The sequence below is a fragment of the Acinetobacter lwoffii genome (assembly GCF_024129595.1).
GTDB lineage: Bacteria > Pseudomonadota > Gammaproteobacteria > Pseudomonadales > Moraxellaceae > Acinetobacter > Acinetobacter lwoffii_O.
Window position 1 is genome coordinate 14,629 of sequence record NZ_JAMXXS010000007.1, and the last position, 26,515, is coordinate 41,143.

Genomic DNA, 26,515 nt, shown 5'->3' on the forward strand with positions numbered 1-26,515 from the left:
TCAATCACAGTTAATCTAAAATTAATCTTTTTAAGTATAAATGAAGTACATACAAGGAAGGCTTTTGAGTGAGTCAGCTAACGGATGCATCAGTCGTATTGCGTTTAGGCTATCAGGCGATTCGTCGTGCGGGGTTGCCAACAGAAGAACTTTTGACCAAAGCAGGAGTGGCTTTAAATCAGGTGGAAGCCAATGACCGTACCCCGCTGAGTGCCCAATATGCCTTTTGGGTGGCGGCAGAGGAAGTCAGCAAGGACCCGGACATTGGATTACATCTGGGTGAGCACCTGCCACTTTATCGTGGTCAGGTCATTGAACACCTGTTTGTTTCATCTGAAAATTTTGGTGAGGGACTGAAACGTGCTTTGGCTTATCAGCGACTGATCAGCGATGCCTTTGCTGCCAAATTAGTGATTGAAGATGATCGCTGCTATTTAACCAATGGTGAACAGCCTTTTGCTGAGAGTCTGGTCAATCGTCATTTTACTGAATGTGCTATGTCAGGTGTACTGCGTTTCTTTAAATTTATTACCGAAGGGCGTTTTGAGCCGATTTATATCGATTTTAATTTTTATAAAGGGGCACCTGATGATGAATACTTCCGGGTTTATGAGTGTCCGGTCAGTCTAGGTCAGAAAGAAACTCGTTTGTATTTCGATCCGACTATCCTGGAATATCCGCTGTGGCAGGCTGAACCTGAGCTGTTGCAGCTGCATGAGCAACTGGCGATTGAAAAATTACAGGAACTGGCAAGATATGATCTGGTCGGTGAAGTCCGTCGTGCGATTGGCTCTACTTTGGAGAGTGGCGAAACCACGCTAGAAACTGTAGCAGCACAACTGAATATCACGCCACGCCGTTTGAGAACGCAACTGAGTGAGGCACATACCAGTTTTCAGCAGATTCTCTCGGATTATCGCTGTCGTCTGGCCAAGCGTTTGCTGGCGAGTACCAATGAGAGCGTCGAGCGGATTGTCTATCTGACCGGTTTTTCCGAGCCAAGTACCTTCTATCGTGCCTTTAAACGTTGGACCAATGAAACACCGGTAGAATATCGGAAGCGCAAGCAGCGTTAAACGACCTCCCTAAGTCCCTCCTAAAAGGAGGGATTTTTCATTACCGTATTTTCGTAGGGTTGTAGTTCCCCTCCTTTCAGGAGGGGTTAGGGGAGGTAAATATTTTAAAAAATTTAAAAATTATTCCGGCATATTCAGCCAATGTGGACCTAAGGGTAACTCCGGTAATTCAAACTGCGCCGGATAGTCAGCATGAATAAAATACAAACCATCTGCTGGTGCAGTCACGCCTGCAGCTTTACGGTCTTCGGCAGTGAAGATAGTATCAATATGATCGGCAGCATACATGCCTTGACCAATTTCTAGTAAACAGCCCATGATGTTGCGCACCATATGGTGCAGGAAGCCATCGGCTTGAATATCCAATACCAGATATTGACCATGCTGAATCAGGTGGCAATGGCTGACATGGCGAACGGGCTGGTTGGACTGACAGGCTGCGGCGCGGAAGCTTTCAAAGTTATGCGTGCCTTCAAACTTTTTCGCGGCGTATATCATCTGTTCAACATCAAGGGGTGCATAGACATGGGTGACCTGTTTATGCAGCAATGCCGGGCGCACAGGGTGATTATAGACCACATAGCGGTAGCGGCGCGCCTGCGCCTTAAAACGGGCATGGAAGCTGTGATCCATTTCTTTGATCCACTGGATCGAGATATCTTTAGGGAGTTGGCTATTGCAACCCATCAGCCAGCCACGTTCAGAACGCACGGCATCAGTATCAAAATGTGCCACCATGTTGGTCGCATGTACCCCGGCATCCGTGCGGCCGGCACCATGTAGGCTAATCGGTTGATCGGCAACTCGGCTCAGGACCTTTTCAATAGTTTCCTGTACGCTTGCAACTCCCGGCTGTTGAGTCTGCCATCCTCGATAATGCATCCCACAAAACTCAATTCCCACCGCAAAACGCTGCATAATGACCTCAAAACCTTATTGATCGTACCAATGACGATGCCATTGCTCTACAGTGTCGTATTGTAAATACATTTTCAGGGCTTTTGCATACAGATCCGCATGTCCATAACTTTCATTCAGCAAAATTTTGCAGTGATTGACCCATTCGGCAATGGCATAGCGCTGGTCCGTCGCACCAAAAGGCACCTGGGTGGTCAAGACGGAAATACAGCCATGCTCATAGAGTTGATCAATGAGCGCAATCATGGCGTCATTGACCGCCAGGTTGCCAGTGCCAAAACCTTGCAGAAATAAAAAATGCGGTGGTCGAGCCAAGAGGTTGTTCAGGTTATTCAGCTGCTGGGTCAGATCAATCGGCTGCATCATGATGCTCATACAGTTGAATTCAGCCGCTTTCACAATATCTTTAGCTTCGATCTGATAACACGCTTGACTGGTTTGGATTGCGATATTGGCTTCAAGACCTGAAAAGGCATTCAACTCGGTAGTATGCTGTTTCAGTGCAGTTTGCGCATGTAGCAGCTGATGATGGAATGCCAGATAGACCCCGGCGTTAGATTCGCTGACGGAATCTAGTGCAAATTTCAGGTTATCCAGGGCATCGCTAAATTCACGTTGTTCATTGCCTTGAACGTTTAGCAACGGATATTGGCTACCGGTCAGCACCACATGCGCCGAGTTCCCGATAAAATGTGCCAGTACTGCACTGGCATAACTCAGCGTATCTGTACCGTGAATGATCACAAAATGCTGGATCTGCCGCGATTGCAATTGCTGAATAAACTGTACCAGTTGCAACCAGTCGGTTGCTGTGCAGGCACTACTGTCCTTAATCGCGGGTGCATGGTGACATTCGACGAAATATTGCTCTGCAAGTATCTGTTCGAGCTTTGGAATAAATAAATCAGCAGGCATCGGTGCAAGAGGATCTCCCACGCAGCCGAATGTGCCACCCATATAAATTAATGCAATATTTTTTATCATAAAAAAGCAGCCAATTATTGACTGCTTTAGTGTAAATCGAAATGCATCAAGATGCGATTTGATTCAGTAATTGCTCTGCGCGTTGCTGTTGTTCAGGAGTATATTTAGCTTCTCGCTCGGCAATAATTTCACGGGCAGCGGCATAGGCACCGAGTTGAATATATTGCTGGGCAAGATCAAGATTGAGACCTGCTTCATTAACATCCAGTAATTCCGGGAAAGATTGCACGAGTGGATCATGCTGGTCTATCACTGTGTGAGCTGGCGTAGCAGGAAGATCGAAATTCATCGCTGTCGCAGCAGGTGCTTCTGGCGTGGTTTCTAAATGATCTAATTTAAAATCTATGCTTGATAGATTAGTTTGTGGCGTTGGTTCTGTCACAGGTGCTGCAGCTGTCAAACTGGACAGATCAAACTCAGTCGCTGGCACCGCAATTTTCTCAGCTGCTGGTACAGGTGTGTCAAGTGAGAATGAAAAATCTAGAGGCTTGATTTCTTCATCGCTAGCCGGTAACTGTTCATTATTAGTGCTTAAATTGAGATCAAGATCAGGAATCTGATTAAGATTCGTTTTATTTTCAGAATCTGTTTCTAGACGATCAGAAGCTACAGAAGAAATTTCTGACGTTGTTGGCTCTACTTTAAAAGATTCAAAGTCAAACTGAACTTCATTAACCTCTACTGGTGCTGATTCAGTCGGCACACTCTGAGTAAAGCTACTCTTTGGATTAAAGTCAAAACTGTTGTCTTGTTCAGGCTCAGTCTTTGTTGCGCTGGTTGAGGCAGGCGCAGCACTCGGCTTAAAATTAAATTCAAGAGGTGCTGGTTCTTCTTTAACTGGCGCACTTTCTTGTTGTAGTTGCTCGAATGCTAAACCAGCTTTTGTATCCACAGGAAGTGATGTAAGACTCAATTCATCAAAATCACTTATATTCGATGCGGGAACAACAGACTTAGAAACTGGATCTGGTTTAATTGATTTGTCTCTTTCATAGGCGCTTCTTTTTTCTTCAGCCTGAGAGAGAAGTTCATCGATTTTCAGAACACGAATATGATTAATCAGTTGGGTAATCGCAAAATCATCTTGCTGTAAGATATGAATATCCAATAACAACAGATAGAGTTCATGCTGGGAATTATCCCGGTTCAATGCCTGGTTAATCTGTGCTTCGGCCGCAAAAAAATTACGTTCCTGAATCAGGCCTTCAATTTTCTTACGTGTGTCTGCTGATAATGGCGTTGCTGATTTTTTTGTGACCCCGACTGGCTCCACCACTTTGGTTCTTTGTGGGGCAGCTTTTGAAGCAGAGCCAGGTTTTTTCGCTTTGACCGTTTTAGTTTTTGCTTTATCTGATTCTTGAGCATCTTGTCGTTTTTTAAAGACAATTAATACGATGATCAATATCACTAATGGAATCACATAAATCAGCATGTTTTACCCCTTGGGGATAGAGTAGTTTAAGTTCGCCTATCCCAATAAATCGTCATGTGTAACTTTTTAATTAATTGGCTTCTTATCTGCTTGTTGGGCTTTGAGCTGTTGTTGTAGCTGGGCCAGACGCGCATTTAATAACTGAATTCTGTGATCCTTCTGATTGAGTGCCAATTCTAATTCAGTCACGTTTCTCTGTAATTTAACGGTTTTTTCTCGGGCTGTCATAACTTTTAATGATAATTCCTTTGATGTTTGATTGCGTTCTGTGTTCTGGTTTGCAGAAACTTGCTCGGAATCGCGCTCGTTCTCAGCCACTAGGCTCATTTCTGCCTGATTCAGGCGGTATTTGGTCTTGCCAGCAGGCTTAGACGGTAGCTCGGTTTGCTTTGCCGCAGTGACTTTAATAGGCGCAGGTGCAGGATGAGTCGTATTTAAGTTCAATGCAGCACCCTTACGTAGACGATTGGCATTTCCTCCGATAAAGGCATGCTCATTGTCTTTTTTAATTTGTTGCATGACTTCATTGACCGGGCGCTGCTGCTGTTGAGCAATTCGTGAGGCAATTCCCCACAGTGACTCATTGGATTGAACTACATAAGTAGGTTGAGTCTGATTCGGAGTTGCTTTGACTGGTGAAGCTTTTGTTGTAACTGGAGCTGGAGTTTTCACCGGATTAGCTGATCCAGTTGATTTTCTAGCTTGTTCCTCAGCAAATTTTTTCACCAATGGATCACTGGAAGCGATTTGATGATCAGAACGGGACTCTGCCGCTTTCTGCACATTTGCTTTATTTGGTGCTGATGCACTTTGATTTTCTGGCTGCGTACTAGCAGGTTTGTTTGTAGTCGAAGCTGCTGCAGGAGTTGCTTGTAAGGTCTTTACTGAATCTGAAAGCGCCGCTGCAGTTTTAACTGGGGCTTGAGTATCGGGTGCAGTTACAGTCTCGCTTTTAAGCACAGGCGCAATCGCTTGAGCCTGAATCGCTGGACTTGATGTCATTACAGCTGGTGCAAATGCAGTTTTAGGAATGGAAGTGTTCGATAATGCAGGTGGTGCTGTGCGTTGCAAAGCCAACGGCTTTTCTAAAACCACTGGTTTGTTTAAGGCTGTGGAAGCTGCTGTACTGTAATGGCTACTTACGGGTAAGTTGAGTGCAATATCTTTTTCACTGACGACGACAACTGGTGCAAGCGGGCGTTCATTCTGTTTGAGGCTGGCTTTTAATAAATCGGTTTTAGCTTGTAAGGGCGTACGGATATGTTGCAGACGTGCAGCACTGCCTTCCTTGATTTTGACAATAATATTCAGCTCGCGCTCTGTCATGGGTCGAGAAGAGGTAATGGTAATAACCCCAGTGCCATTATTGCTGCGCCGAGTAAAAAAGTTCAAATGACCGGGTGGCTGATGCGATGCACCCATCGAGATTAAATCTTCAGGTGAAGCCAGACTGACTTCAATCGGCAAATTGATATCAGACTGCCGAAAAGTCATTTCTGCGTAAAGTAACTCCCCAGGGGCAGACTGAATCTGAACCGGATCTACATTAATCGCATAAATGTTTTGTGAAGCGACAATGGCTAAAATGGCAAGCTTTAATTTGTTATATACAGTCATCTTAATCGTGAGCTCAGTCATTATCGCATAGCGAAAATTATAGATTAACGGGATGTTTGTTTTTTGTAAAATACTTACGCAATAGTTACATAAAAAAGCCGATCAATAAAGATCGGCTTTTGGCTTTATATCCACAGGATATTAGGCATTTTTATAATCAATCAAAATACGTAGCATACGGCGTAACGGCTCAGCGGCACCCCAAAGCAACTGGTCACCTACAGTGAACGCACCCAGATATTCTTTACCCATGTTCAGCTTGCGCAGACGGCCCACTGGAACGGTTAAAGTACCTGTTACAGCAACAGGTGTCAGATCAGTCATCGATGCTTCACGAGTATTTGGAACCACTTTAGACCAGTCATTGGCACGTGCAATGATGTCTTCGATTTCATCCAAAGGTACATCTTTTTTCAATTTCAGGGTTAATGCCTGAGAGTGACAACGCATGGCACCAATACGCACGCAGTGACCATCAATTGGCACGATCTGCTGATTGCCCAGAATCTTGTTGGTCTCGACCTGACCTTTCCATTCTTCTTTCGACTGGCCGCTTTCCAGTTGCTTGTCGATATAAGGAATGAGTGAACCAGCCAAAGGAACGCCAAAGTTTGCAGACGGGAAGCCTTCACCACGTTGTAATTCAGCAATTCTAGAGTCGATATCTAGAATTGGAGAACGTGGATCATCTAGCAACTCTTTGGTATTGTTATATAAATAACCCATACCATTGATCAGTTCACGCATGTTTTGCGCGCCCGCACCAGAAGCGGCTTGATACGTCATTGACGTTGCCCATTCCACCAGATTGTTCTGGAACAGACCGCCCAAGCCCATCAGCATCAAGGAAACCGTACAGTTACCACCGACAAAAGTCTTGGTGCCTTTGACTAGACCATCTTTGATCACGTGCATGTTCACCGGATCAAGTACGATGATGGCTTCATCATCCATACGTAAAGTCGATGCTGCATCAATCCAGTAACCGTTCCAGCCTTCAGCTTTCAGTTTCGGGAAAACTTCAGAAGTATAGTCGCCACCTTGACAGGTAATAATGACATCCATTTGCTTCAGACTGTTAATGTCTGATGCATCCATAAGTGCTGGGGCGGTCTTACCGCCAAATGCCGGCGCTTCACCGCCTGCATTACTGGTAGAGAAATAGAATGGCTCAAAATGAGCAAAATCATTCTCTTCAACCATACGTTGCATAAGGACGGAACCAACCATCCCGCGCCAACCGACCAGACCTACTTTCATGTCACTTTGCCTCGGTGCGTTAAAAAATCAAAAGGGATTCGAGTGTACCAAAAAGGGACTCAACTGCAAGAGCTACACAATCAAAACATCAATATTCTTGAGAGAAATATCTGCTTTATGATACATACAAAATTGATAACGTCATTTTTCTTTTAGAAAAAATAATAACTTAATTAAGAGCGCAGTTTATGATATGGGTTATCCAAATTCTGGCAATCATTGTCATTTGGTTAAGTTTTTGGTCACTGATACCACGCGATGAATGGTGGATTCGGGGTGCGGATTTTCCACGCTTACAAATTCTGGTATTGGGCTTTATCGCCTTTATTCTTTTTCTTCTGGTTGATCATCCCTGGAACTGGTTGAATCAGCTGCTTTTTGTCGGGCTGATGGCAGCTTTGGCCTATCAGTTGAAAATGGTATTGCCCTATACCTTTATCTGGAAAAAACAGGTCAAGCAGGTCAAGCAGGATCAGCTGGATCCGCAACGTCAGATTTCCCTGGTCGTTTCCAATGTACTTACTACCAATACCAAATATCATTTACTGATCGAGCAGATCCAGATTCATCAGCCAGATCTGGTTTTGACTCTGGAAACCGATCAAAACTGGCAAAATGCACTCTCGGTGATTGAAGCTGATTATCCTTATCGTGTGCCTGTGCCTTTGGATAATCTGTATGGCATGCATCTATATAGCAAGCTCGAACTGAGTGAAACTGAGGTTAAATTTATTCTGAGTGATGAAATTCCCTCCATTCATACCACGGTGATTTTACGCTCAGGACAACCGGTACAGCTCTACTGTCTGCATCCCAAACCACCCAGTCCGACCGAGGCCAAGGATTCTACCTTGCGTGATGCTGAACTGCTGATTGTCGGTGATCAGATTAAAGATCTGGATGAAAGCTGTATCGTCATGGGCGATCTGAATGACGTGGCCTGGTCACGTACCACACGCCTGTTTCAACGCATTAGTGGGCTGCTGGATCCGCGGGTAGGACGTCATTATGTGAATACTTTTCACGCAGATTATCCTTTTTTCCGCTGGTCGCTGGATCACGTCTTTCATAGTACCGATTTTGCCTTGGTACACATGGAGCGTTTACCGCATGTAGGTTCTGACCATTTTCCGGTCTTTCTGGTTTTACAAACCGGTCGGGTATTCGAGCATATTCAGGAAGCATTAGAACAAACTGATAAAGATGAGCAGGAAGCACAAAAAGCCATTGAAGAGGGCATTCAGAAAGCAGAGAAAGAGGAAAAAATAGTCACTGATGAAGTTGCCCTGGCTTATAAAGAAGGGGGCAAAATCTCATAGGTTTTTAGAAGAAAAGTGTACGATATTGCTTACAACAGTTTACGCTTCTTGCGAATGGGCAGGGGTTGGGAATCTGGGTATTCTAGGTTTATCAGCACAGGGAGTCGAGAAAGGATATTCTCATAAGGAAGACGAAGCTGAATGAAAACATCATGGATATGATGCTGAAAGGGAAATCACAAAAAAGCAGAACGAATTATAATATGTGAAAGCACAACCTCATTAACCCGAGTTTTACAGGATGTAGAGCTCGGGTTAAATTATTTCAATTACTTAAACATGATTTTAAGCTATAGCCCTTCAAATTCCGTGATCAAATCGATTTAGTAAATTGATTTATAATCTTCAGGGCGAGTCTTAAAACGGCGGTGGAACCACATATATTGGGTCGGTGCGATGCGCAACTGCTGCTCAATCACCCGGTTCACGCGAGTGGCATCTTCAACTTCATTCTCACTAGGGAAGTTTTCCAGTGCCGGTTCAATGAGCACATGGTAGCGCGGATTGTTAATATCGCCATGACGGTAGAAATATAAAGGAATTGCAGCCGCTTTGGTCATTTTCAGTAAACGGCGATGTGCGGTTACAGTCGCCGCAGGCACGCCAAAAAAAGGTGCCATCACGCCTTGTTTTAAACCATAATCCTGATCCGGACTGTACCAGATCGCATGGCCATTTTTCAGGTTACGTACCAGACCGCGCATATCATCATGGTCAATCTGATTGGCATAAATTGTGGCGCGACAACGGTAAATCAGCATGTCCAAAAGTGGATTATTCTGCGGACGATACACCACATCCGGGTCAAAATACTGTGCGCACAGGTAGCCACCTGCATCCAGCAAGGTTGAATGCGTGCCTAATAAAAGCATACCTTGGCCTGCGGCTTGTGCCTTTTGAATATGTTCCAAGCCTTCAATACTGACGCGGCCCTGAAACCATTTCGGACTGTACCAGGCATTCAGCGTCTCAAACACCCCCAGCATTTGATCGATAAATACCTGACGGGCATTGTCCTGTACCTGCTTTTCAGACCATTCGGGAAAGCAGACTTCCAGATTACGCAGCGTGGTTTCACGGCGTGATTTCAAGTATTTAAAAGAAAGGTGGCCCAGCAGGGACGCCAGACGATGCTGAATGGCCCAAGGTAAGATCGCCAGAATCATCAGGAAAATAATGCCTAGCCATTTGCCCCAATATTGAGGTAACAGGAATGACCATTGAAATTCACCGGGTTGATATGCAGGCTGAGTACTCATAAAACAATATAGGGCCAAAAGATTAAATGCAGTCTAACAGAGAAGATTATTGAAATAAAAAAGCATCTGTACGAATACAGATGCTTGAGTAAAAGCTCGGAGAATATTTAGCCGTTACTTAGATTATCCAGCTCTTCCCAGCGCTCTAATTTTTCCAGTAACAGCTCATCAATTTCGGATAAACGGTTAGACAGTTTCAGTGCTTTATCAGAATCAGTCACAAATAAAGAGCCATCAGCCAGTTGTGCATTGATCTCGGCCTGCTCTTTTTCTAGCGCTTCCATCTCAGCTGGAAGTTGCTCAAGTGCACGTTGGTCTTTATAACTGAGTTTAACTTTTTTGGCAGCGACCGGCGCAGTCTCGGCTTCTGCTTTGGCCATGGCTTTTTTCACGGCACTTTTTCGGTCAACCACGGTTTGATCCGGGCGCTGTTCAAGATAATCCTGATAACCGCCGACATATTCGTCAATATTGCCCTTACCATCAAAGACCCAAGTGGATGTTACCACGTTGTCCATAAAGGCACGGTCATGCGAGATCAACAGCAGGGTGCCTTTGTAGCCACCCAGCATCTCTTCCAGTAACTCTAAAGTCACCATATCCAGGTCGTTGGTTGGCTCATCCATCACAATCAGGTTCGATGGTTTCAGCAACAGTTTCGCTAGCAGGATACGGTTGCGCTCACCACCTGACAAAGCTTTGACTGGTGTACGGGCACGTTCTGGCGAAAACAGGAAATCTTGTAAATAACTATAGATATGACGACGGTTACCATTCACATCCACGTGGTCAGAACCTTCTGAGACGTTATCTTTAACAGATTTTTCCAGATCCAGCGCATTACGGAGCTGGTCGAAATAGGCCACTTCTAACTGCGTACCGGTCTTCACCGTACCGCCATGTTCTAGCTCGCCCAGAATGGCTTTAATGAGGGTAGTTTTACCGACACCGTTATCACCGACCAGACCGATACGGTCGCCACGGAGGACAAGTGCAGAGAAGTTGTTGATGATCGGTGCATTGTCACCGAATTTCACACTCAGGTTCTCAATTTCAAACACCAGTTTGCCGGAACGGTTGGCATCCTGAGTCGCCATCGTCACTTTACCTTGTTGCGAACGACGTGCTCTAGATTCTTCACGTAATGCTTTTAGGGCACGGACACGACCTTCGTTACGGGTACGACGGGCTTTAATCCCTTGACGGATCCAGACTTCTTCCTCAGCCAGCTTTTTATCGAACAGCGCATTTTGCTTTTCTTCAGCTTCCATTTGCTGGGCTTTCAGGTCTAGATAACGTGAATAGTTACCTTCATAACTACGCAGTTGACCACGATCCAGTTCAACAATACGGGTAGCAATGCTATCGACAAAGGCACGGTCATGCGAAATGAACAATAGGGTCAAATTATTTTGATCGAGCAGGAATTTTTCCAGCCATTCGATACTTTCAACGTCTAAATGGTTAGTCGGTTCGTCGAGTAACAGGACATCAGGTTGGGTAAGTAAAGCACGTGCTAGCAAGACACGACGTTTACGACCACCAGACAAATCGGCAAGATCTGCATCCGGGTCCAGGCCCATTTTGCTTAAAATCGAATTGACCTTGGTTTCCAGGGCCCAGCCATCCAGCTGATCCATTTTGTGTTGCAGGTTGCCCATACGATCACAGGCGTCCATGTCACCTAGTACACAAGCTTCACTGGCAGCATGATAAGCACGCAGAACTTCTGACGCTTCACCAGCGCCATCTGCCACGATATCAGCCACTTTACCTGAATCCATCGGTACATCTTGCGCCAGCATGGAAATAGTAATGCCGTTTTGTAATGAAACTTCGCCGTTGTCAGGCAGTAAACTTCCTTCAATCAGCTTAAGTAAGGTAGACTTACCCTCACCATTACGGCCAATCAAACACACTCGTTCGCCGCGTTCCAAGTTAAAATTCGCGCCGTCGAGCAGGGCGGGTCCACCAAACGCAAGTTGGACATCCCTAAGGGTAATATAGGCCATAATGTTTCCTGAAATCCCCAATGAGGACTTTAAATGACTAAACAACAAAATCTAAATGATCAGGCGTCATTTTCCGCACCCATTGAAGATTTGCAAGTGCGAATTGCATTTTTAGACGATTTAGTTGAACAGTTGAATGATCAGGTGGCCAAACAGACCCTGGAAATTGCTGATCTGAAAAAGCAAATGACGCTGTTATATCAACGTGTTGAGTCTTCAGATCTGTCTGAAGGCATTGCAGAATTTGATCCGGTTGCAGATCGCCCACCGCATTATTAATTTGCAACCAATGATTTAATCAACAACAACCCTTAGCTGATCTAAGGGTTTTTTATTGAAAAATAAAAATGAGCCAATCGATAAGATGTTAAAAAGAGAAATATTATTTTTTTGAATTGGCTTTTAAATTGCATTAAATCCGCATATAAAAGTAATAAAGCGCAGCGCGATCATCAAGTTTAAAAGAGTTTTTCTGCTGAAAACAAACATTCGCGCTCGTAAACAGATTTCTTTCAGGCATTTCATAAAATGCAGTTTGGCCCTCTGCCGAAACAGGCCTGCACCCATTCAGTCGTAAAATTATTTGACCTTTCACTCACTTCCTACTCTAATACCGGCTCTCAGGTACATTCCGGAATTGCGTCCCATGCACCCAAAAGTTGTTCTACTCGACCTCGAAAATAATTTCCCCACAGCCAAGTTAATGCGTGAGATTGTGGCGCATTATTCGACTTTATATCTGTTTAGCTGTGCTGGAAAATTTGAATTCTCCTTAGAGGATTTAACCGAGCTTGCCGGCTGGGTTAGCAGTGGTCAGGTGGTGGTACTGGACACGCCTGAATCGCCACAAAAAGAATATGAATATGCGGTCATTGTCGGTCAGCTTATGGCGCTACTGGAGCCGGAAACCGAGGTTGAATTGATCTCGGCGATGGACAGCTGCGAGATGTTGCAGCAGATGCTGCAAGCTTCTGATATTCCGTGTCACCTAATTCAGATTCAGCCTGATGAGACAAACATTCCAACCGATCAACCTAAAAATCATCTTCCGAGTCTGGATACCATCAAGAACAAACCTGCCTTGCAACTGGTGAAAAAATACTGTGATGCGTTAGGGAAAATGAGCGGCAAACCGAATACGGTGGAAACCCTAAAAAACTCAGTGGCGAATATTCTGCAAGTGATGCCGGTAAAAGCTCAGCATGTGGTCGGCATGTTGATTAACCTGAAAATCGTCAAACGCTATGATGAGCAAATCAGCTTCCGCAAAAAAGTTTTGAAACAATGGCTGCAACTCAATCTGGATGAACAAAGCCCGGTTGAAAATCCAAAACTGGATCAGGTCATTTCCCAACTGAAGGCAGAAGAAGCTCCAGTTGAATCTGAAATACTCAAGTCACCAATCCAGTCGGCACAGCAAGACCTGTTCAAGAATTTTGGCCGGATCGATCCGGTCCAACTAGAAGTGGCGCGTAAACTGCGTGAATTGCAGGGCGACAAACCTAAAGACATTTATGAACTGCGTGATTTACTGGAACAGTTATTTCCAAAATCGGACATCCGCTTGCTGCTGAAAGAACTGATCGAGAAAGGTTATATTTACTGGAATGGTCACGAAATTTTATATAGTCATGAAATGTTCCTGAATTAATTTTATCGTGCAAACTTGCGTTTTATATTCTGCTTATGCAACTCTAATAATAGAACATAAAGGTTGAACTATGGAAAACACTGGAATCTGGGTGACGGTGGTCATCATCATTTTCGTCATAGGGTCGATTTTCGGGTTACGTGTAAGTCCCCGAGAAAAAGCCTTGGGGCTGATGCGTGATAAAGCCCGTAAAATGGGTTTGCATCCACGTCTGGTGGTGGCACCGGACTGGACCAAAATCCCCAAGGCGACTGAAAGTCGTGCCAGTATGGTCGCATACTACAGTGTGCTGATGCCAGATGCGCGTTTGCCCCTGATGCGCGCCCGTGTTGTCGATAATAAACTCGAAATCGTGCAGGGTGATGAGAAATTTAAAGATTTTCCCATTGCATTAAAAGGCATTTATGCTATTGATATGCAGGCCAACTGTGTCGGCATGTACTGGGATGAAGAAGCTGATTTAAGAGCGACCCAACTCGACGACATCAAAGCACTGTTACACGCTTTGGCTGAACTTTAATTTAGAAATAAACAGGATTAACGGTTAATTATGGCGAACGCTCCTCGGTCCACATCAAAAAGCAGCACAGCGAAGTCTCCCGACGCTGGAAGCAAGCGTGCCCTAGTGATTGTGGAGTCGCCTGCAAAAGCGAAAACAATCAATAAGTACCTTGGTCCGAACTACATCGTAAAATCATCGGTGGGTCATGTGCGTGACTTACCGACTGGCGGTTCTGCAAAATCGACAGAGAAAAAACCAGCGACACGTACCAAACTGACGGATGCAGAAAAAGCTGAAAAATCACAGAATGCGTTGATTAACCGCATGGGTGTCGATCCGGAACATGACTGGAAAGCCAAATACGAAGTCCTTCCTGGCAAAGAACATGTGGTTGCCGAACTGAAAAAACTGGCATCGCAAGTCGATGAAGTCTATCTGGCAACGGATATGGACAGGGAAGGAGAGGCGATTGCCTGGCATTTAAAAGAAGTCATCGGCGGTGATGATTCGCGTTATCAGCGTGTGGTCTTTAATGAAATTACCAAAAATGCGATTCAGGATGCCTTTAAGCATCCGTCACGTCTGGATACCAATAAAGTCAATGCGCAGCAGGCACGCCGTTTCCTGGATCGTGTCGTGGGCTTTATGATTTCGCCATTGCTTTGGGAAAAGATTGCGCGTGGTCTGTCGGCCGGTCGTGTACAGTCGGTTGCAGTGAAGCTGGTGGTCGAGCGTGAACGTGAAATTCGTGCCTTCATTCCTGAAGAATACTGGCAGGTGTTTGCCGATACCAAATCGAAAAAAGATGATATTCGTCTCGAAGCGGTCAAGCAAAATGGCAAGACGCTCAAGCTGCGCAACAAAGCCGAAACTGATGCCTTATTAAACCTGATCAAAGATGCGGATTATACGGTTTCTGCACGTGAAGATAAGCCAACCAAGGTTAATCCAAGTGCGCCGTATATCACGTCAACGCTACAACAGGCAGCCAGTACCCGTCTCGGTTTTTCTGTGAAGAAAACCATGATGCTGGCGCAGCGTCTGTATGAAGCCGGCTTCATTACCTATATGCGTACCGACTCGACCTTCTTGAGTGATGATGCGGTAAGCATGGTCCGTGGCCATATCGAATCAGAATTTGGTGAGAAGTACCTGCCGGCCAAACCAAACCGCTATGGCAATAAAGCCGGTGCGCAAGAAGCGCATGAGGCGATTCGTCCATCTATGGTTGGCTTAAAAGGCGACAGTCTGGTGGGTGTTGAGCGTGATGCACAGCGCCTCTATGACTTGATCTGGCGCCAGTTTGTTGCTTGTCAGATGACTCCGGCAGAATATCTGTCTTCTACCATTTTGGTGGATGCCAATGGCGTAGAACTGAAAGCCAAAGGCCGTACCTTGGTCTTTGATGGCTTTACCCGCGTGCGTGGTGCCAATAAAGCCGATGACGATATTTTATTGCCTGCGGTCAAAGTCGGTGAAGTGCTTAAACTTGAGAAACTTGATCCATCTCAACATTTCACCAAGCCACCAGCTCGTTTTACTGAAGCCTCACTGGTCAAAGAACTCGAGAAAAAAGGCATTGGCCGTCCATCGACCTATGCTGCGATTATCTCGACCATTCAGGATCGTGGTTATGTGAAACTGGATAACCGTCGTCTCTATGCCGAGAAGATGGGTGAGATCGTTACCGATCGTCTGGATGAAAATTTTAGTAATCTGATGAACTATGCCTTTACCGCAGATCTTGAAGGTCAGCTGGATAAAGTAGCAGATGGTGAGCGTAACTGGAAAGAGTTATTAGACAGCTTCTATGGCGATTTTAAGCAACGTTTGACTACGGCGCAAGGCGAGAACGGTATGCGCCGTAATCAGCCTGTAGAAGTGGATGCAGTACACTGTAAAGAATGTGACCGTCCAATGCAGATTCGTACCGGAACCACAGGCGTATTCTTGGGTTGTTCAGGCTATAACCTACCGCCGAAAGAGCGTTGTAAGGGAACCTTGAACCTGACACCAGTGGAGTCTCTGGCTGCATTATCTGATGATGAGGCTGCGGAAACTGCTGACCTGATGTCGAAGAAGCGTTGTCCGATCTGTGAAACTGCCATGGACAGCTATGTGATTGATGGCGGCCGTAAACTGCATATCTGTGGGAATAACCCGGACTGTAGTGGTTTTGAACTTGAAGAAGGCGAGTTCAAAATTAAAGGCTATGATGGCCCGAGTATCCCATGCGACAAGTGTGATGGTGAAATGCAGCTGAAGACGGGTCGTTTTGGCCCGTATTTTGCCTGTACCAGCTGTGACAATACCCGTAAAGTCTTAAAGAGCGGTCAGCCTGCGCCTCCACGTGTGGATCCGATCAAGATGGAGCATTTACGTTCTGCCAAGCATGACGATTTCTTTGTACTGCGTGACGGTGCAGCCGGTTTATTCCTGGCGGCAAGCAAGTTCCCGAAAGTGCGTGAAACCCGTGCACCGAAAGTGGCCGAGATTCGTTCTGTTGCCGACCAGCTTGATCCAAAGTATCAGTTTATCTTGCAGGCACCTGATGTGGACCCGGAAGGGAATCCAACTCTGGTAAAATTTAGCCGTAAGAACCAGTCACAATATATTGGTTCGGAAACTGCAGAAGGCAAGCAAACCAAATGGTCTCTGGTTTATCAGGACGGAAAATGGGTTGAAGCCTAAACTCTAAGATTCAAAAAAATGCTGACGAAAGTCGGCATTTTTTATTTATGATGTATCTTCATTTTAAAAACAATAATCAAGGTTGATTTGGGGCCATGTGGAAAAAGATTCGGATTCTGATTTTATTAATCATCTTATTGATTGTCGCAGTCAATGCCTATCGTGATCAAAACCAGAACTGGTCAAAGCCGATTATTGTTTTGCTGCATCCGATTAGTGCTGATGGATTACCAACCACACAGAAATATATTCAGCAACTGTCAGTTCAGGACCTGAATGGAGCAAGGGAATATCTGGAAAAAGCAGCTCAGCAGTATCGCGGACAGCCGACTTATTTTTATTTTAATTTAGGCCGTGAGCTTAAAGTTCTACCGCCCAAAGTCCCTGAGCAGGCTTCGCTCATCAATACAGTTTTATGGAGTTTAAAATTCCGGTTCTATGCTTGGAAACAGCGACAGAGTTCAGACCCTTCAGCTAATGTGACTTTATTTTTAAATTACTATGATCCTGTGCAGACCAAGCAATTGAAACATTCCACTGCCTTGCAAAAAGGCCGGATTGGTTCGATAAATCTATTTGCATCCAAACAACAAACTGAACAGAATAAAATTGTCTTGGTCCATGAATTGCTGCATGCCTTTGGCGCTTCGGATAAATATGATTTAGCGACAGGTCAACCGATTTATCCGCTGGGTTATGCATTTCCAGATCAGCAACCCTTATTTCCGCAAACCAAGGCGGAGCTGATGGCAGGACATATTCCACTGTCTCAAACCACCAGTAAAATGCCAGAATCTTTAAATCAAACCTTGATTAATGAGATAACTGCAATTGAACTGGGCTGGAAATAAAGACTTGTGGATAGTGCTGGATTTATCCACAATTTAGACTTCATTTGTGGATAAAAGATCACACCATGCCGCTCACCTTTGTGCTTGCTCCTGACTCGTTTAAAGAAAGCATGTCTGCTGCGCAGGCTTGTCAGGCCATGCAACGCGGTATTCAGAACGTCATTCCGGATGCCAATATTATTCATGTGCCAATGGCTGATGGCGGTGAAGGCACGGTCGATGCACTGATTTCAAGCTTGAAGGGGGAAAGTATTGCATGTGAAGTGACCGGGCCATTATCTGAGCAACGTATTCAGACCTATTGGGGTTTGGTTGATGCAAGCCAGACTGCCGTGATTGAAATGGCCAAGGCCAATGGCATTCATTTATTGAAACCTTCACAGCGTAACCCGATGCTTACTTCGACCTATGGTACAGGAGAAATGATCAAACAAGCATTGGATTTGGATGTGAAAAAAATCATCATTGGGCTCGGTGGCAGTATTACCAATGATGCAGGTGCTGGTATGGCGCAAGCACTGGGTGTGCGGTTTCTAAATTATAAGAGTGAGTCAATTCAGGTCTGTGGTGGAAACTTAGATCTGGTCAAATCAATGGATTTATCCGAACTTGATCCACGTTTAGCAGATACTGAAATAATCATTGCATCGGATGTCAACAATCCACTGTGTGGACCAAATGGTGCATCGATAATCTTTGGACCACAAAAAGGTGCAACGCCTGAAATGGTCAAGCAGTTGGATCAAAACCTCTGTCATTTCGCCGATGTGGTTGCTCAGCAGATTGGCTGTGATTATCGTCATGTGGCAGGTGCGGGCGCTGCCGGTGGATTGGGTTTTGGTTTAATGGCATTCACTGCTGCTTCCATTCGATCAGGTGTAGAGCTGATGATTGAACAGGTTCAACTGGGTGAAAAAATAGCGCAAGCAGATCATGTGTTTACCGGGGAAGGTAAAATTGATTTTCAAACCAAATTTGGCAAAACGCCATTTGGTGTGGCGCAGGTTGCAAAACACTTCAATAAACCGGTGATTGCTTTTTCGGGTCTAGTCGGTGAAGGGATTGAGGATTTGTTTGAGTCAGGATTTAGCCAGATTGTTGGGATTAATCCGCCAGATTGTCCTTTAGAGGAAGCCTTAAATAATGCAGAAATGAACTTGGAGAAAGCTGTCGCTGAGATAGTTAAAAATCTTTTGACAGAGTGAAAGTATTTCTCTCTCCTGTAATCCAGCACGCCCTGTCGTTAGCTAATATCAAATCAGGAAATAAAATTGGAGACAGTTTCAGGACAACTGAAAAGCCATAATTCTGGAAGCGATCTGTTAAACTACATACATCCACAAAATGATGAGTGAAAATGAGTTTAGCCACCCTGATTGATGAATTAAATCCTCAGCAAAGACAAGCAGCCACCACAGAAGCAAAACACAGTTTAGTGCTGGCCGGGGCAGGTTGTGGCAAAACCAAGACCATCGTGGCACGCGCAGCTTACTTGATTGAACAGGGCGTGCCTGCCAAGCAGATTCAGATTCTGACCTTTACTCGCCGTGCAGCCAGTGAAATTGTGGCGCGTGTCGAACTGGCACTTGGTGAACAAGCCAAGGGGCTGCGAGCCTCGACCTTTCATACCTTCTGTATGTATCTGCTGCGCCGTATTCCGAAAGCTTTTGGTCTGGAACAGTTTTCGATTATTGATCGTGATGATCAGCTGATGATGTTCCGCCTGATTCGCGGCCGTGATGACAAGAAAAATCCCAATCATTTGCCTAAGCCTCAGGAATTATGTGACCTGTATTCTTTTGCACGGAATACCCGGCAAAAACTCAGTCTGGCATTAGAAAAACAGATGCCAGAATATCTGGCTCTCAAAGACCAGATTGCTGACATCATGAAAGAATATGAAGCACGTAAGCAGGTGCGCAGCTTTCTGGATTATGATGACATCCTAGCGGTAGTTGCCACGGCGCTGGCACAGTCCGAAGGTCTGGTCGACTATGTCGCTTCGATCTGTCGGCATATGCTGGTCGATGAAATGCAGGATACCAATCCATTGCAATGGGCTTTGCTGGAGCCACTGAAAGACCAGATTAGCCTGTTCTGTGTCGGTGATGATGCGCAGTCGATTTATGGTTTTCGTGGTGCAGACTTTGAAAATATTCACCATTTCAAAGAGCGTGTGCCAGATGCGCAGATTTTTAAATTAGAAAAAAACTACCGCTCGACCCAGGAAATTCTGGATCTGTCCAACTGGCTGCTCGATCAGTCTGAAATCAAATATGACAAACGTCTGGAAGCGTATCGCGGAGAAGGCATTAAGCCGCGCATGCATATTTTCCCGAATGAGTTTGATGAAGCCAAATGGATCGCGATTGATATTAAAGAGCGTCATTATCTGCAAGGTAGTAAGTGGGGCGAGCATATGGTGCTGGTTCGTTCCAGTTTTGCCGCACGGCATATTGAGGCAGCCTGTATCGCGGCTAATGTGCCGTATCGCTTTATTGGTGGCATGAAGCTGTTGGAAACGGCGCATGTCAAAGATTTGCTCAGCATGCTGCGCGTAGTCGCCAATCCGCTGGATGATATCGCCTGGATGCGTTTCTTGACCCTGTGGAATGGTGTTGGTGATGTGGGTGCCAGTAAGCTATCGCAGCAGTTATTGGCTGAACCGGAAATGGAAGCTATTGCAGATAATTTGGAAAAATTTGGCAAGATACCATTAGAAACTATTCTCATCATGCAGCAGATGAGTGTGCTCAAAGGCGAAGTGCAAGCCTGTGTCGGTCTTGCGATTCAGGCGATTGAATCGCAGTTGGCGGAAAACTATAAAAAGGATTGGCCACGTCGCCAGAGTGATTTTGAACTCGTCAAACAGCTGGCCTCCAAGCATTCACAGTTGAGTGAATTTTTAGAGGAATATGTACTGGATCCGGTGTCAATCTCGGAAATTGAACGCCAGTCGGATCATGATGTGGTGACCTTAATCACCATTCACTCGGCAAAAGGTACTGAGCAAAATGTCTGTTATGTGGCCAATGTCACGCCAGGCAATTACCCGCATGCACGTGCTCAGGGTGACTTTGATGATGTCGAAGAAGAACGTCGTGTGCTATATGTGGCGTTGACCCGGGCAAAAAATGAATTGATTCTGACCAAACAGAACCTGAATCATTGGGCGCGGGAAACGGTCGATGAGCAGGGGCGTAAAGTCGAAAGCTATTTCCTGAATGATCTCACCCGGCATTTATGTACCACGGAAACCCATTACAAGACCCGGCAGCAAACGGTAAAAAGTGCCTTGATTGAACGCAAGTCGATTAATTTAGATTTTGGCATTGATCTCGATTAAACTATGGCAAAGTTGTTTCATGCAAAAAGTAGAGTAGGCGCGTGCTTTTTGATATTTTTTGCCTATCTTCTTAAGGTTGTAAGATGAAAATTTTAGTTCGTAATTTAGAACGTACGGTCACAGAAGCCGAATTACTGAAACTGTTCCAGGAATATGGCACAGTGGAGACCTGTACTTTGGTGCTTGATGCAGCAACAGGCAAATCAAAAGGTTTTGCTTTTGTAGAAATGCCACATGGCCGTGAAGCGGTGAAAGCCATTAAAGGCCTGAACACGTTGCGCTTGCACGGACATGGGATCCGCGTGAAAGCTGCAGAAGACAAGCCTCAGGCTTAAACTCAAAAAAGGAGCACTTGATAGGCTCCTTTTTTTATGGTCGAAATTTAGTATCGCCGTACTTAATCAGTGAGCTCAATGCTCTGAATTTCAGTGCGGGATTGATTCAGTCTAAACATCTTTTGATTGCGAAATGCAGGCGAACCTTTTACTTTATAAAAGCCAAAATTTGTTTTAACCCTTAGGAAATCTCGATGACCCGTGTTGCTCGCTATCATGCGGACCGTACCAATCAAAAACTGTATTTCGCCCGTCTATCCTGCCAGCAAGCAGAGCAAACCGAACATGTACAACAGGCTCAGGCACAACGTGAAGCAACTGTGTTTCATTTGCATGGTGCTTTGTTAGCATTTTTACAGGAACTGGTGCGTTACTATCGCCTGAATGATCCTCATCCGACGCTAAAATCGATCGAAGAACTGATGGCGGCCAAAGGCCAGATTTCGCCAGAAGTGGCGGTATTGCAACATTTGTCCAAGAGCGGTTTCATTGCTGAACTGAAGCGCGCGTACCGTCTGTGCCAGTATGCGCCCGAACCAAGTACCCCAGAACCTGAAGACGAAACCTCCTCAAATCTCATCATTAAAGTCACACAGTCTCCACAAGCGTGGTTACCTGATACTGCTATATTGAGAGAGTGGCATCGTGACCTGACCCAATTAATTGATGGTTTTCGTAATGAGATGATTGAATTTTAATCGGATCGGCTGTACTTGAAAATGCAATTTTTAACCCTATATCAATTACTCTAATGATGCAAAGTGCACCCGGCGCTTTGCCACCATGTTGAACATGGAGGATATATGTCTATAGAACAGTTGAAAGATTTATTTGGTAATCAAGACGCGATTTTAGAACTCGTTCAACTTGAAGGCGGCGCGTTGGCTCTACGCAATGCAGGCTCACATAAACAGCCTTTGGTCATGATTCAATTTAATGATGAGGTGAAAGCTTTACTTGGAGAGCAGACGCCCGTGATTGCGCAACAGATGATTCAGGCAGCACTCTATGGTTTGCTGGAACAGCAGGTCAATGAGTGGCAGGCTGAAGTTGTGGATGAAGAACCAAAGTATATGAGTTAATCGTTGAAATTTATTTAGAAAGCACACTATCGGTGTGCTTTTTGAGTTTTATAGGTTATTAAATTAGGCAGATTTTAAGTACCATAAAACGTTCATTTGAAATGAAGATGAAAAATCAGTATTTTAAAATTTAAGTCGTGAGCAGTCTGAAGCCAGTGTGTTAATAAAATCTTTGGCTCAGAGATATATTGATGTCCATAAAAAAAGTTGCCAGATCCGGCAACTTTTTTATTTGGCGTTTATTCAAAGAAAAACTTTAATGAGAAGGCGTATGCTGATGCGCGATCTCAATCTGGTTCAAAATATGATTGCTCATATTTTTTGCCATTTCTTCTTTGGCATAATAAACCGCACCGACATTATCCCGACGAATGGCTTCAGCTTCTTCCTTGCTTTCCGCACAGACCAGTACCTGAATTTGTGGATTCAAGGTCTTGGCAATGTCCACGATTTTATGAATATCGATAATATCCATAGGAGAGATAACCAGTAAGCGCGCATGTTGAATATGTGCTTGAATCAGTACTCCGGCTTCAGTGGCTACACCAGACACTGCAGCAATGCCTTTTTCACGTAGGTTTTCGACGATGTCACGGTTTTCTTCGGCAATCACCACCTTAATGTTTTCTTCCATCAATGAGCGGGTAATGCGACGTCCCACCTCACCATGGCCAATAATGACCACCTGATCGCGCAGGTAATCCTGTGAGACTTCATCCGGCAACATTGCCAAAGGGTCACCACTGCGTTCCAGTAAGCGGGCCAGAGTCGAGCGTTCCCGAATCCATTTCTGTACCGGCTCAATCGCGGAAAAGATAAAGGAGTTAAGCGTAATCGAAATTAAGGCACCTGCCAGAATCAGGTTTTGACCTTCCAGCGAAAGCAGATTGAGCGAAACACCGAGTGCAGCCAAAATAAAGGAGAACTCACCAATCTGTGCCAGAGAAGCACCGACGGTCAAAGCGGTATTGATCGGATAACGGAAGAACAGCACCAGTGCCATCGCGGCAATAGTTTTACCAATCATGATAATCCCGACCACGGCCAGTACATGTAAAGGCTGTTCCAGCAGGATGCGCGGATCAAACAGCATGCCGACGGAGACAAAGAATAAAATCGAGAAAATTTCACGCAGTGGCAAGGTTTCTTCTTCGGCACGATGACTGAAATCAGATTCTTTCACCACCATCCCGGCAAAGAAAGCACCCAGTGCCATCGACACGCCAAAGATCTTATAAGCACCAAAGGCAATCGAGACGGCAGCAGCCACCACTGTTAAGGTAAACAGCTCACGTGAACCCAGACGTGCCACCACCTGTATGATCATCGGAATCAAGCGTTTACCAATAATCAGCATGAAGGCAATAAAGCCTGCGACTTTAAGTAAGGTAATCCCTAAGGTAAGCCAGATATTCTCATCGCTTGCGCCTTCCAGCGCCTGCCCACCTAAAAGCACCGCAGTGGCAGGTAACAGTACCAGCGCCAAGACCATGACCAGATCTTCGACCAGCAACCAGCCAACAGCAATTCGGCCATTGATTGAATCCAGTAAGCCACGATCACCAAGGGCTTTGAGTAGAACCACGGTACTGGCACAAGACAGGCTTAGGCCGAAGACCAGTGCTGAGCCAAAGCTCCAGCCCCACAGCATCGAAACTCCAACCCCGAGCAAGGTGGCAACTGCAATCTGTAAAATCGCACCAGGCAGGGCAATCCGGCGTACCTGCATCAGATCGTTTAGGGAAAAATGCATTCCGACGCCAAACATCAGGAACATGACGCCTAATTCTGCCAACTGGTTGGCCAGATGAATATCACCGACCACACCGGGCGTGTGGGGACTAATCAGAATGCCGGCAATGAGATAGCCGATCAAAGGGGGGAGACGTAGCCGTGCAGCGAGATAGCCAAAGACCAAAGCTAAGCCAAAACCAACAGCCAGTAATATAATGAGCTCTACGTCATGTGGCACTAAATACTCCTTTAGCTAGGTTTGCTGGGAAATAAGCACAAAAAGTGCCAAAACATGCAGAAAGTTTATCAAGCCGGATAAAAAAAGTGCAAAAAAAACGACCCGCGAAGGTCGTTTTTTTAAAGAAACTAAAATTATTTGATTTTAGCTTCTTTGAAGATTACGTGTTGACGGATTTTTGGATCAAATTTTTTGATTTCCATTTTTTCCGGCATAGTACGTTTGTTCTTAGTCGTGGTATAGAAATAACCTGTACCAGCTGAAGAAACTAAGCGAATTTTATCACGCATGGTTCAGACTCCTTAGATCTTTTGACCTTGAGCACGTAGGTCAGCAACAACCTTTTCAATGCCCAATTTGTCGATAATACGCATACCTTTAGTGGTTAAACGAAGACGTACAAAACGTTTTTCGCTTTCTAACCAGAAACGGTGGTGGTGCAGGTTCGGCTCGAACCGGCGCTTAGTTTTGTTGTTGGCGTGTGAGACGTTGTTACCAACGACTGGACGCTTGCCGGTAACTTGGCAAACCTTAGACATGGTGTAACTCCATTGATTTAGCCAACAGCAAATCTGTATGGCCAGTCAAAAATAAACGGATTGAAATCATTCAAGGGGCGTTTTATATCAAAAATGCGCTTAAAAGACAAGCGATTTTCGTCAAAACGCGGCACGAACTATATCGATAGCTCATGCCTTGATCATTTAGCGGAGAAGTGTCTTCGAAATCAGCTTGTGAATCGGTTTATTGAACGGTGGCAGAATGTATTTCAAGCTGTACAGCTTTGGATTCGACATTACTGAGCGTTCATGCGACAAACTGAAGAAGCCTTCTGGGCCATGGTATTTACCCATACCTGATGCACCGACACCCCCAAATGGTAGATCATCCTGCGCAACATGGGTCAGTACCGTATTTTGCCCGAAATGCCCTGAATGGGTACGCTGTGCGACATAATCGGCACGCGCCTGATCAAAGTCGAAGTAGTATAAAGCAAGTGGACGCGGACGGCTATTAATAAAGTCGATGACATCGTCAATTTGATCATATTCCATGATCGGTAACAGTGGGCCAAAGATTTCATGCTGCATGATCTGCATCATCGGGGTGACATTGGTCACGATGGTCGGTGCAATCTTGCGCAGATCAGCCGAGTTTTCACTACGCGGATTAATTTCAATGACTTGCGCACCCTGTTCACGCGCATCATCCAGATAGCCTTGCAGACGGTTATATTGTTTGACATTAATAATCGAGGTGTAATCCTGATTATGGGTGATATCCGGATACATGCTTTCGACACAGGCTTTAAAGTGATCAATGAACTCGGCAGTTTTTCCGAGAGGCAGGAACATATAGTCTGGCGCTACACAGGTCTGACCGGCATTCCAGAGTTTGCCCACCGCAATCCGCTGCGCGACATCGCGCAGATCAATCGATGGATGCACCAGTACCGGCGATTTACCGCCCAGTTCCAGAATCACCGGCACCAGATTTTCGGCAGCGGCTGCCATGACGGTTTTACCGACTGCAGTTGAGCCGGTGAAAATCAGTTTATCGAAAGGCAAACGACAGAAAGCATCTGAAATCACACCGCCACCATTCACCACAGCGACCAATTCTTTAGGGAAGGCTTCAGCCAGGGCTTTTTCCAGAACTTCACCAAAGGCAGCCGATGCACTGGAAATTTTGATCATGGCATGGTTGCCGGCCGCCAGGGCACAAATTAGTGGGCCAATCGAGAGCAACAGCGGATAGTTCCACGGTGCGATAATTCCGACTACACCCAAAGGCTGATATTGCACCCAGGCTTTGGCCGGCTGATGAATAATGCCGACATGACGCTTGGAAGGTTTCATCCAACGGGTCAGGTTTTTGCTGTAATATTTAATATGTTCCAGACAGGTGAGCAGTTCACCAATCTTGGTTTCCCCAATGGAACGGTTACCATAGTCCTGATTAATTGCGTCAGCAAATTGATCTTGATACTTAACTAAGATACGCTTAAGTCGAGCTAAACGATCGATACGTTCCTTTGCAGTCGGCAGAGGGTAGTGTAAATAAGCGTGTTTTTGTTGCGCCAAGACTTCATTCAGATATTGGCTATCAAAAAAATGTGGTGTCATTGATGTTGTTTTTGTGTGACTGTTCATGCCGCACTACCATTATTCAAAAATCGATTAATTAATTTTTAGAGCAAATACTCTA

The 26,515-nt window shown here is 45.2% G+C and carries 23 protein-coding genes; 12 read left to right on the forward strand and 11 right to left on the reverse strand.

Going from position 1 to position 26,515, the window contains the following annotated elements; all coding sequences use genetic code 11:
• Window positions 1-68: 68 nt before the first annotated feature.
• On the forward strand, window positions 69-1,076 hold the full coding sequence (locus NI466_RS05350; protein WP_005107962.1) for an AraC family transcriptional regulator: 1,008 nt from the start codon (window positions 69-71) through the stop codon (window positions 1,074-1,076).
• Between the two features lie 120 nt (window positions 1,077-1,196).
• Here NI466_RS05350 and truA read toward each other — a convergent pair whose 3' ends face one another.
• From truA to asd, 5 genes are all read right to left on the reverse strand, one after another.
• Window positions 1,197-1,994 (reverse strand): tRNA pseudouridine(38-40) synthase TruA, encoded by a 798-nt coding sequence (truA, locus tag NI466_RS05355; RefSeq protein WP_253172990.1) that lies wholly within the window; start codon window positions 1,992-1,994, stop codon window positions 1,197-1,199.
• A gap of 15 nt (window positions 1,995-2,009) precedes the next feature.
• Entirely contained in the window at window positions 2,010-2,978 is a 969-nt protein-coding gene (locus NI466_RS05360) for an asparaginase domain-containing protein (protein WP_253172992.1), read from the reverse strand.
• A 46-nt stretch (window positions 2,979-3,024) separates the two neighbouring features.
• Window positions 3,025-4,410, reverse strand: a complete 1,386-nt coding sequence (fimV, locus tag NI466_RS05365; RefSeq protein WP_253172994.1) for a T4P machinery localization factor FimV — start codon at window positions 4,408-4,410, stop codon at window positions 3,025-3,027.
• 66 nt (window positions 4,411-4,476) lie between these two features.
• Window positions 4,477-6,048 (reverse strand): FimV/HubP-related protein, encoded by a 1,572-nt coding sequence (locus NI466_RS05370; protein ID WP_253172996.1) that lies wholly within the window; start codon window positions 6,046-6,048, stop codon window positions 4,477-4,479.
• A 120-nt stretch (window positions 6,049-6,168) separates the two neighbouring features.
• Window positions 6,169-7,287 (reverse strand): aspartate-semialdehyde dehydrogenase, encoded by a 1,119-nt coding sequence (asd, locus tag NI466_RS05375; protein ID WP_044111848.1) that lies wholly within the window; start codon window positions 7,285-7,287, stop codon window positions 6,169-6,171.
• Between the two features lie 188 nt (window positions 7,288-7,475).
• Here asd and NI466_RS05380 point away from each other — a divergent pair, with 188 nt between their 5' ends.
• Window positions 7,476-8,606 carry an endonuclease/exonuclease/phosphatase family protein gene (locus tag NI466_RS05380; RefSeq protein WP_253172998.1) on the forward strand — a complete coding sequence of 377 codons (1,131 nt, stop codon included), beginning with the start codon at window positions 7,476-7,478 and terminating at the stop codon, window positions 8,604-8,606.
• 323 nt (window positions 8,607-8,929) lie between these two features.
• Here the strand turns inward: NI466_RS05380 and NI466_RS05385 are convergent, their stop codons facing one another.
• Together NI466_RS05385 and NI466_RS05390 are read right to left on the reverse strand one after the other, a co-directional pair.
• Complete coding sequence (locus NI466_RS05385; RefSeq protein ID WP_253172999.1) at window positions 8,930-9,865, reverse strand: LpxL/LpxP family acyltransferase; 936 nt, start codon at window positions 9,863-9,865, stop codon at window positions 8,930-8,932.
• A 107-nt stretch (window positions 9,866-9,972) separates the two neighbouring features.
• On the reverse strand, window positions 9,973-11,877 hold the full coding sequence (locus NI466_RS05390) for an ATP-binding cassette domain-containing protein (RefSeq protein ID WP_253173000.1): 1,905 nt from the start codon (window positions 11,875-11,877) through the stop codon (window positions 9,973-9,975).
• Window positions 11,878-11,910: 33 nt separating this feature from the next.
• Here NI466_RS05390 and NI466_RS05395 point away from each other — a divergent pair, with 33 nt between their 5' ends.
• The 10 genes from NI466_RS05395 to NI466_RS05440 all read left to right on the forward strand — a co-directional run bounded on the left by NI466_RS05395 (window position 11,911) and on the right by NI466_RS05440 (window position 22,335).
• Complete coding sequence (locus NI466_RS05395) at window positions 11,911-12,156, forward strand: SlyX family protein (RefSeq protein ID WP_004278477.1); 246 nt, start codon at window positions 11,911-11,913, stop codon at window positions 12,154-12,156.
• Between the two features lie 367 nt (window positions 12,157-12,523).
• Window positions 12,524-13,528: a hypothetical protein gene (locus NI466_RS05400; RefSeq protein WP_253173002.1), complete on the forward strand. Its 1,005-nt coding sequence runs from the start codon at window positions 12,524-12,526 to the stop codon at window positions 13,526-13,528.
• Window positions 13,529-13,598: 70 nt separating this feature from the next.
• Window positions 13,599-14,048, forward strand: a complete 450-nt coding sequence (locus NI466_RS05405; RefSeq protein WP_004647398.1) for a hypothetical protein — start codon at window positions 13,599-13,601, stop codon at window positions 14,046-14,048.
• A gap of 30 nt (window positions 14,049-14,078) precedes the next feature.
• Window positions 14,079-16,721, forward strand: coding sequence for a type I DNA topoisomerase (gene topA / locus NI466_RS05410; protein ID WP_253173003.1), 2,643 nt, complete (start codon window positions 14,079-14,081; stop codon window positions 16,719-16,721).
• Window positions 16,722-16,816: 95 nt separating this feature from the next.
• On the forward strand, window positions 16,817-17,572 hold the full coding sequence (locus tag NI466_RS05415; RefSeq protein ID WP_253173005.1) for a hypothetical protein: 756 nt from the start codon (window positions 16,817-16,819) through the stop codon (window positions 17,570-17,572).
• 65 nt (window positions 17,573-17,637) lie between these two features.
• Entirely contained in the window at window positions 17,638-18,777 is a 1,140-nt protein-coding gene (locus tag NI466_RS05420) for a glycerate kinase (protein WP_253173007.1), read from the forward strand.
• A gap of 152 nt (window positions 18,778-18,929) precedes the next feature.
• Window positions 18,930-20,918, forward strand: a complete 1,989-nt coding sequence (locus tag NI466_RS05425; protein WP_253173009.1) for an ATP-dependent helicase — start codon at window positions 18,930-18,932, stop codon at window positions 20,916-20,918.
• A gap of 83 nt (window positions 20,919-21,001) precedes the next feature.
• Window positions 21,002-21,253, forward strand: coding sequence for an RNA recognition motif domain-containing protein (locus NI466_RS05430; RefSeq protein WP_004729489.1), 252 nt, complete (start codon window positions 21,002-21,004; stop codon window positions 21,251-21,253).
• 194 nt (window positions 21,254-21,447) lie between these two features.
• Window positions 21,448-21,951: a DUF6586 family protein gene (locus NI466_RS05435; RefSeq protein ID WP_004278463.1), complete on the forward strand. Its 504-nt coding sequence runs from the start codon at window positions 21,448-21,450 to the stop codon at window positions 21,949-21,951.
• 105 nt (window positions 21,952-22,056) lie between these two features.
• Entirely contained in the window at window positions 22,057-22,335 is a 279-nt protein-coding gene (locus tag NI466_RS05440; protein WP_004278462.1) for a hypothetical protein, read from the forward strand.
• Window positions 22,336-22,591: 256 nt separating this feature from the next.
• Here the strand turns inward: NI466_RS05440 and NI466_RS05445 are convergent, their stop codons facing one another.
• The 4 genes from NI466_RS05445 to NI466_RS05460 form a co-directional block, all read right to left on the reverse strand.
• The gene (locus tag NI466_RS05445) at window positions 22,592-24,307 is read right to left on the reverse strand and encodes a cation:proton antiporter (protein ID WP_005107946.1); all 1,716 of its coding nucleotides are present in this window, start codon (window positions 24,305-24,307) and stop codon (window positions 22,592-22,594) included.
• 134 nt (window positions 24,308-24,441) lie between these two features.
• A complete protein-coding gene (gene rpmG, locus NI466_RS05450; RefSeq protein ID WP_001205031.1) occupies window positions 24,442-24,597 on the reverse strand; it encodes a 50S ribosomal protein L33 in 156 nt (51 codons plus the stop codon).
• Window positions 24,598-24,609: 12 nt separating this feature from the next.
• The gene (gene rpmB / locus NI466_RS05455; RefSeq protein ID WP_000048256.1) at window positions 24,610-24,846 is read right to left on the reverse strand and encodes a 50S ribosomal protein L28; all 237 of its coding nucleotides are present in this window, start codon (window positions 24,844-24,846) and stop codon (window positions 24,610-24,612) included.
• Window positions 24,847-25,011: 165 nt separating this feature from the next.
• Window positions 25,012-26,460, reverse strand: coding sequence for a coniferyl aldehyde dehydrogenase (locus NI466_RS05460; RefSeq protein ID WP_004278439.1), 1,449 nt, complete (start codon window positions 26,458-26,460; stop codon window positions 25,012-25,014).
• Window positions 26,461-26,515 lie beyond the last annotated feature (55 nt).

Bases quoted from the DNA above. Each gene is read 5' to 3' on its own strand.
- truA (WP_253172990.1), bottom strand. From the start codon at position 1,994: ATGCAGCGTTTTGCGGTGGGAATTGAGTTTTGTGGGATGCATTATCGA.
- NI466_RS05360 (WP_253172992.1), bottom strand. From the start codon at position 2,978: ATGATAAAAAATATTGCATTAATTTATATGGGTGGCACATTCGGCTGC.
- fimV (WP_253172994.1), bottom strand. From the start codon at position 4,410: ATGCTGATTTATGTGATTCCATTAGTGATATTGATCATCGTATTAATT.
- NI466_RS05370 (WP_253172996.1), bottom strand. From the start codon at position 6,048: ATGACTGAGCTCACGATTAAGATGACTGTATATAACAAATTAAAGCTT.
- asd (WP_044111848.1), bottom strand. From the start codon at position 7,287: ATGAAAGTAGGTCTGGTCGGTTGGCGCGGGATGGTTGGTTCCGTCCTT.
- NI466_RS05380 (WP_253172998.1), top strand. From the start codon at position 7,476: ATGATATGGGTTATCCAAATTCTGGCAATCATTGTCATTTGGTTAAGT.
- NI466_RS05385 (WP_253172999.1), bottom strand. From the start codon at position 9,865: ATGAGTACTCAGCCTGCATATCAACCCGGTGAATTTCAATGGTCATTC.
- NI466_RS05390 (WP_253173000.1), bottom strand. From the start codon at position 11,877: ATGGCCTATATTACCCTTAGGGATGTCCAACTTGCGTTTGGTGGACCC.
- NI466_RS05395 (WP_004278477.1), top strand. From the start codon at position 11,911: ATGACTAAACAACAAAATCTAAATGATCAGGCGTCATTTTCCGCACCC.
- NI466_RS05400 (WP_253173002.1), top strand. From the start codon at position 12,524: ATGCACCCAAAAGTTGTTCTACTCGACCTCGAAAATAATTTCCCCACA.
- NI466_RS05405 (WP_004647398.1), top strand. From the start codon at position 13,599: ATGGAAAACACTGGAATCTGGGTGACGGTGGTCATCATCATTTTCGTC.
- topA (WP_253173003.1), top strand. From the start codon at position 14,079: ATGGCGAACGCTCCTCGGTCCACATCAAAAAGCAGCACAGCGAAGTCT.
- NI466_RS05415 (WP_253173005.1), top strand. From the start codon at position 16,817: ATGTGGAAAAAGATTCGGATTCTGATTTTATTAATCATCTTATTGATT.
- NI466_RS05420 (WP_253173007.1), top strand. From the start codon at position 17,638: ATGCCGCTCACCTTTGTGCTTGCTCCTGACTCGTTTAAAGAAAGCATG.
- NI466_RS05425 (WP_253173009.1), top strand. From the start codon at position 18,930: ATGAGTTTAGCCACCCTGATTGATGAATTAAATCCTCAGCAAAGACAA.
- NI466_RS05430 (WP_004729489.1), top strand. From the start codon at position 21,002: ATGAAAATTTTAGTTCGTAATTTAGAACGTACGGTCACAGAAGCCGAA.
- NI466_RS05435 (WP_004278463.1), top strand. From the start codon at position 21,448: ATGACCCGTGTTGCTCGCTATCATGCGGACCGTACCAATCAAAAACTG.
- NI466_RS05440 (WP_004278462.1), top strand. From the start codon at position 22,057: ATGTCTATAGAACAGTTGAAAGATTTATTTGGTAATCAAGACGCGATT.
- rpmG (WP_001205031.1), bottom strand. From the start codon at position 24,597: ATGCGTGATAAAATTCGCTTAGTTTCTTCAGCTGGTACAGGTTATTTC.
- rpmB (WP_000048256.1), bottom strand. From the start codon at position 24,846: ATGTCTAAGGTTTGCCAAGTTACCGGCAAGCGTCCAGTCGTTGGTAAC.
- NI466_RS05460 (WP_004278439.1), bottom strand. From the start codon at position 26,460: ATGAACAGTCACACAAAAACAACATCAATGACACCACATTTTTTTGAT.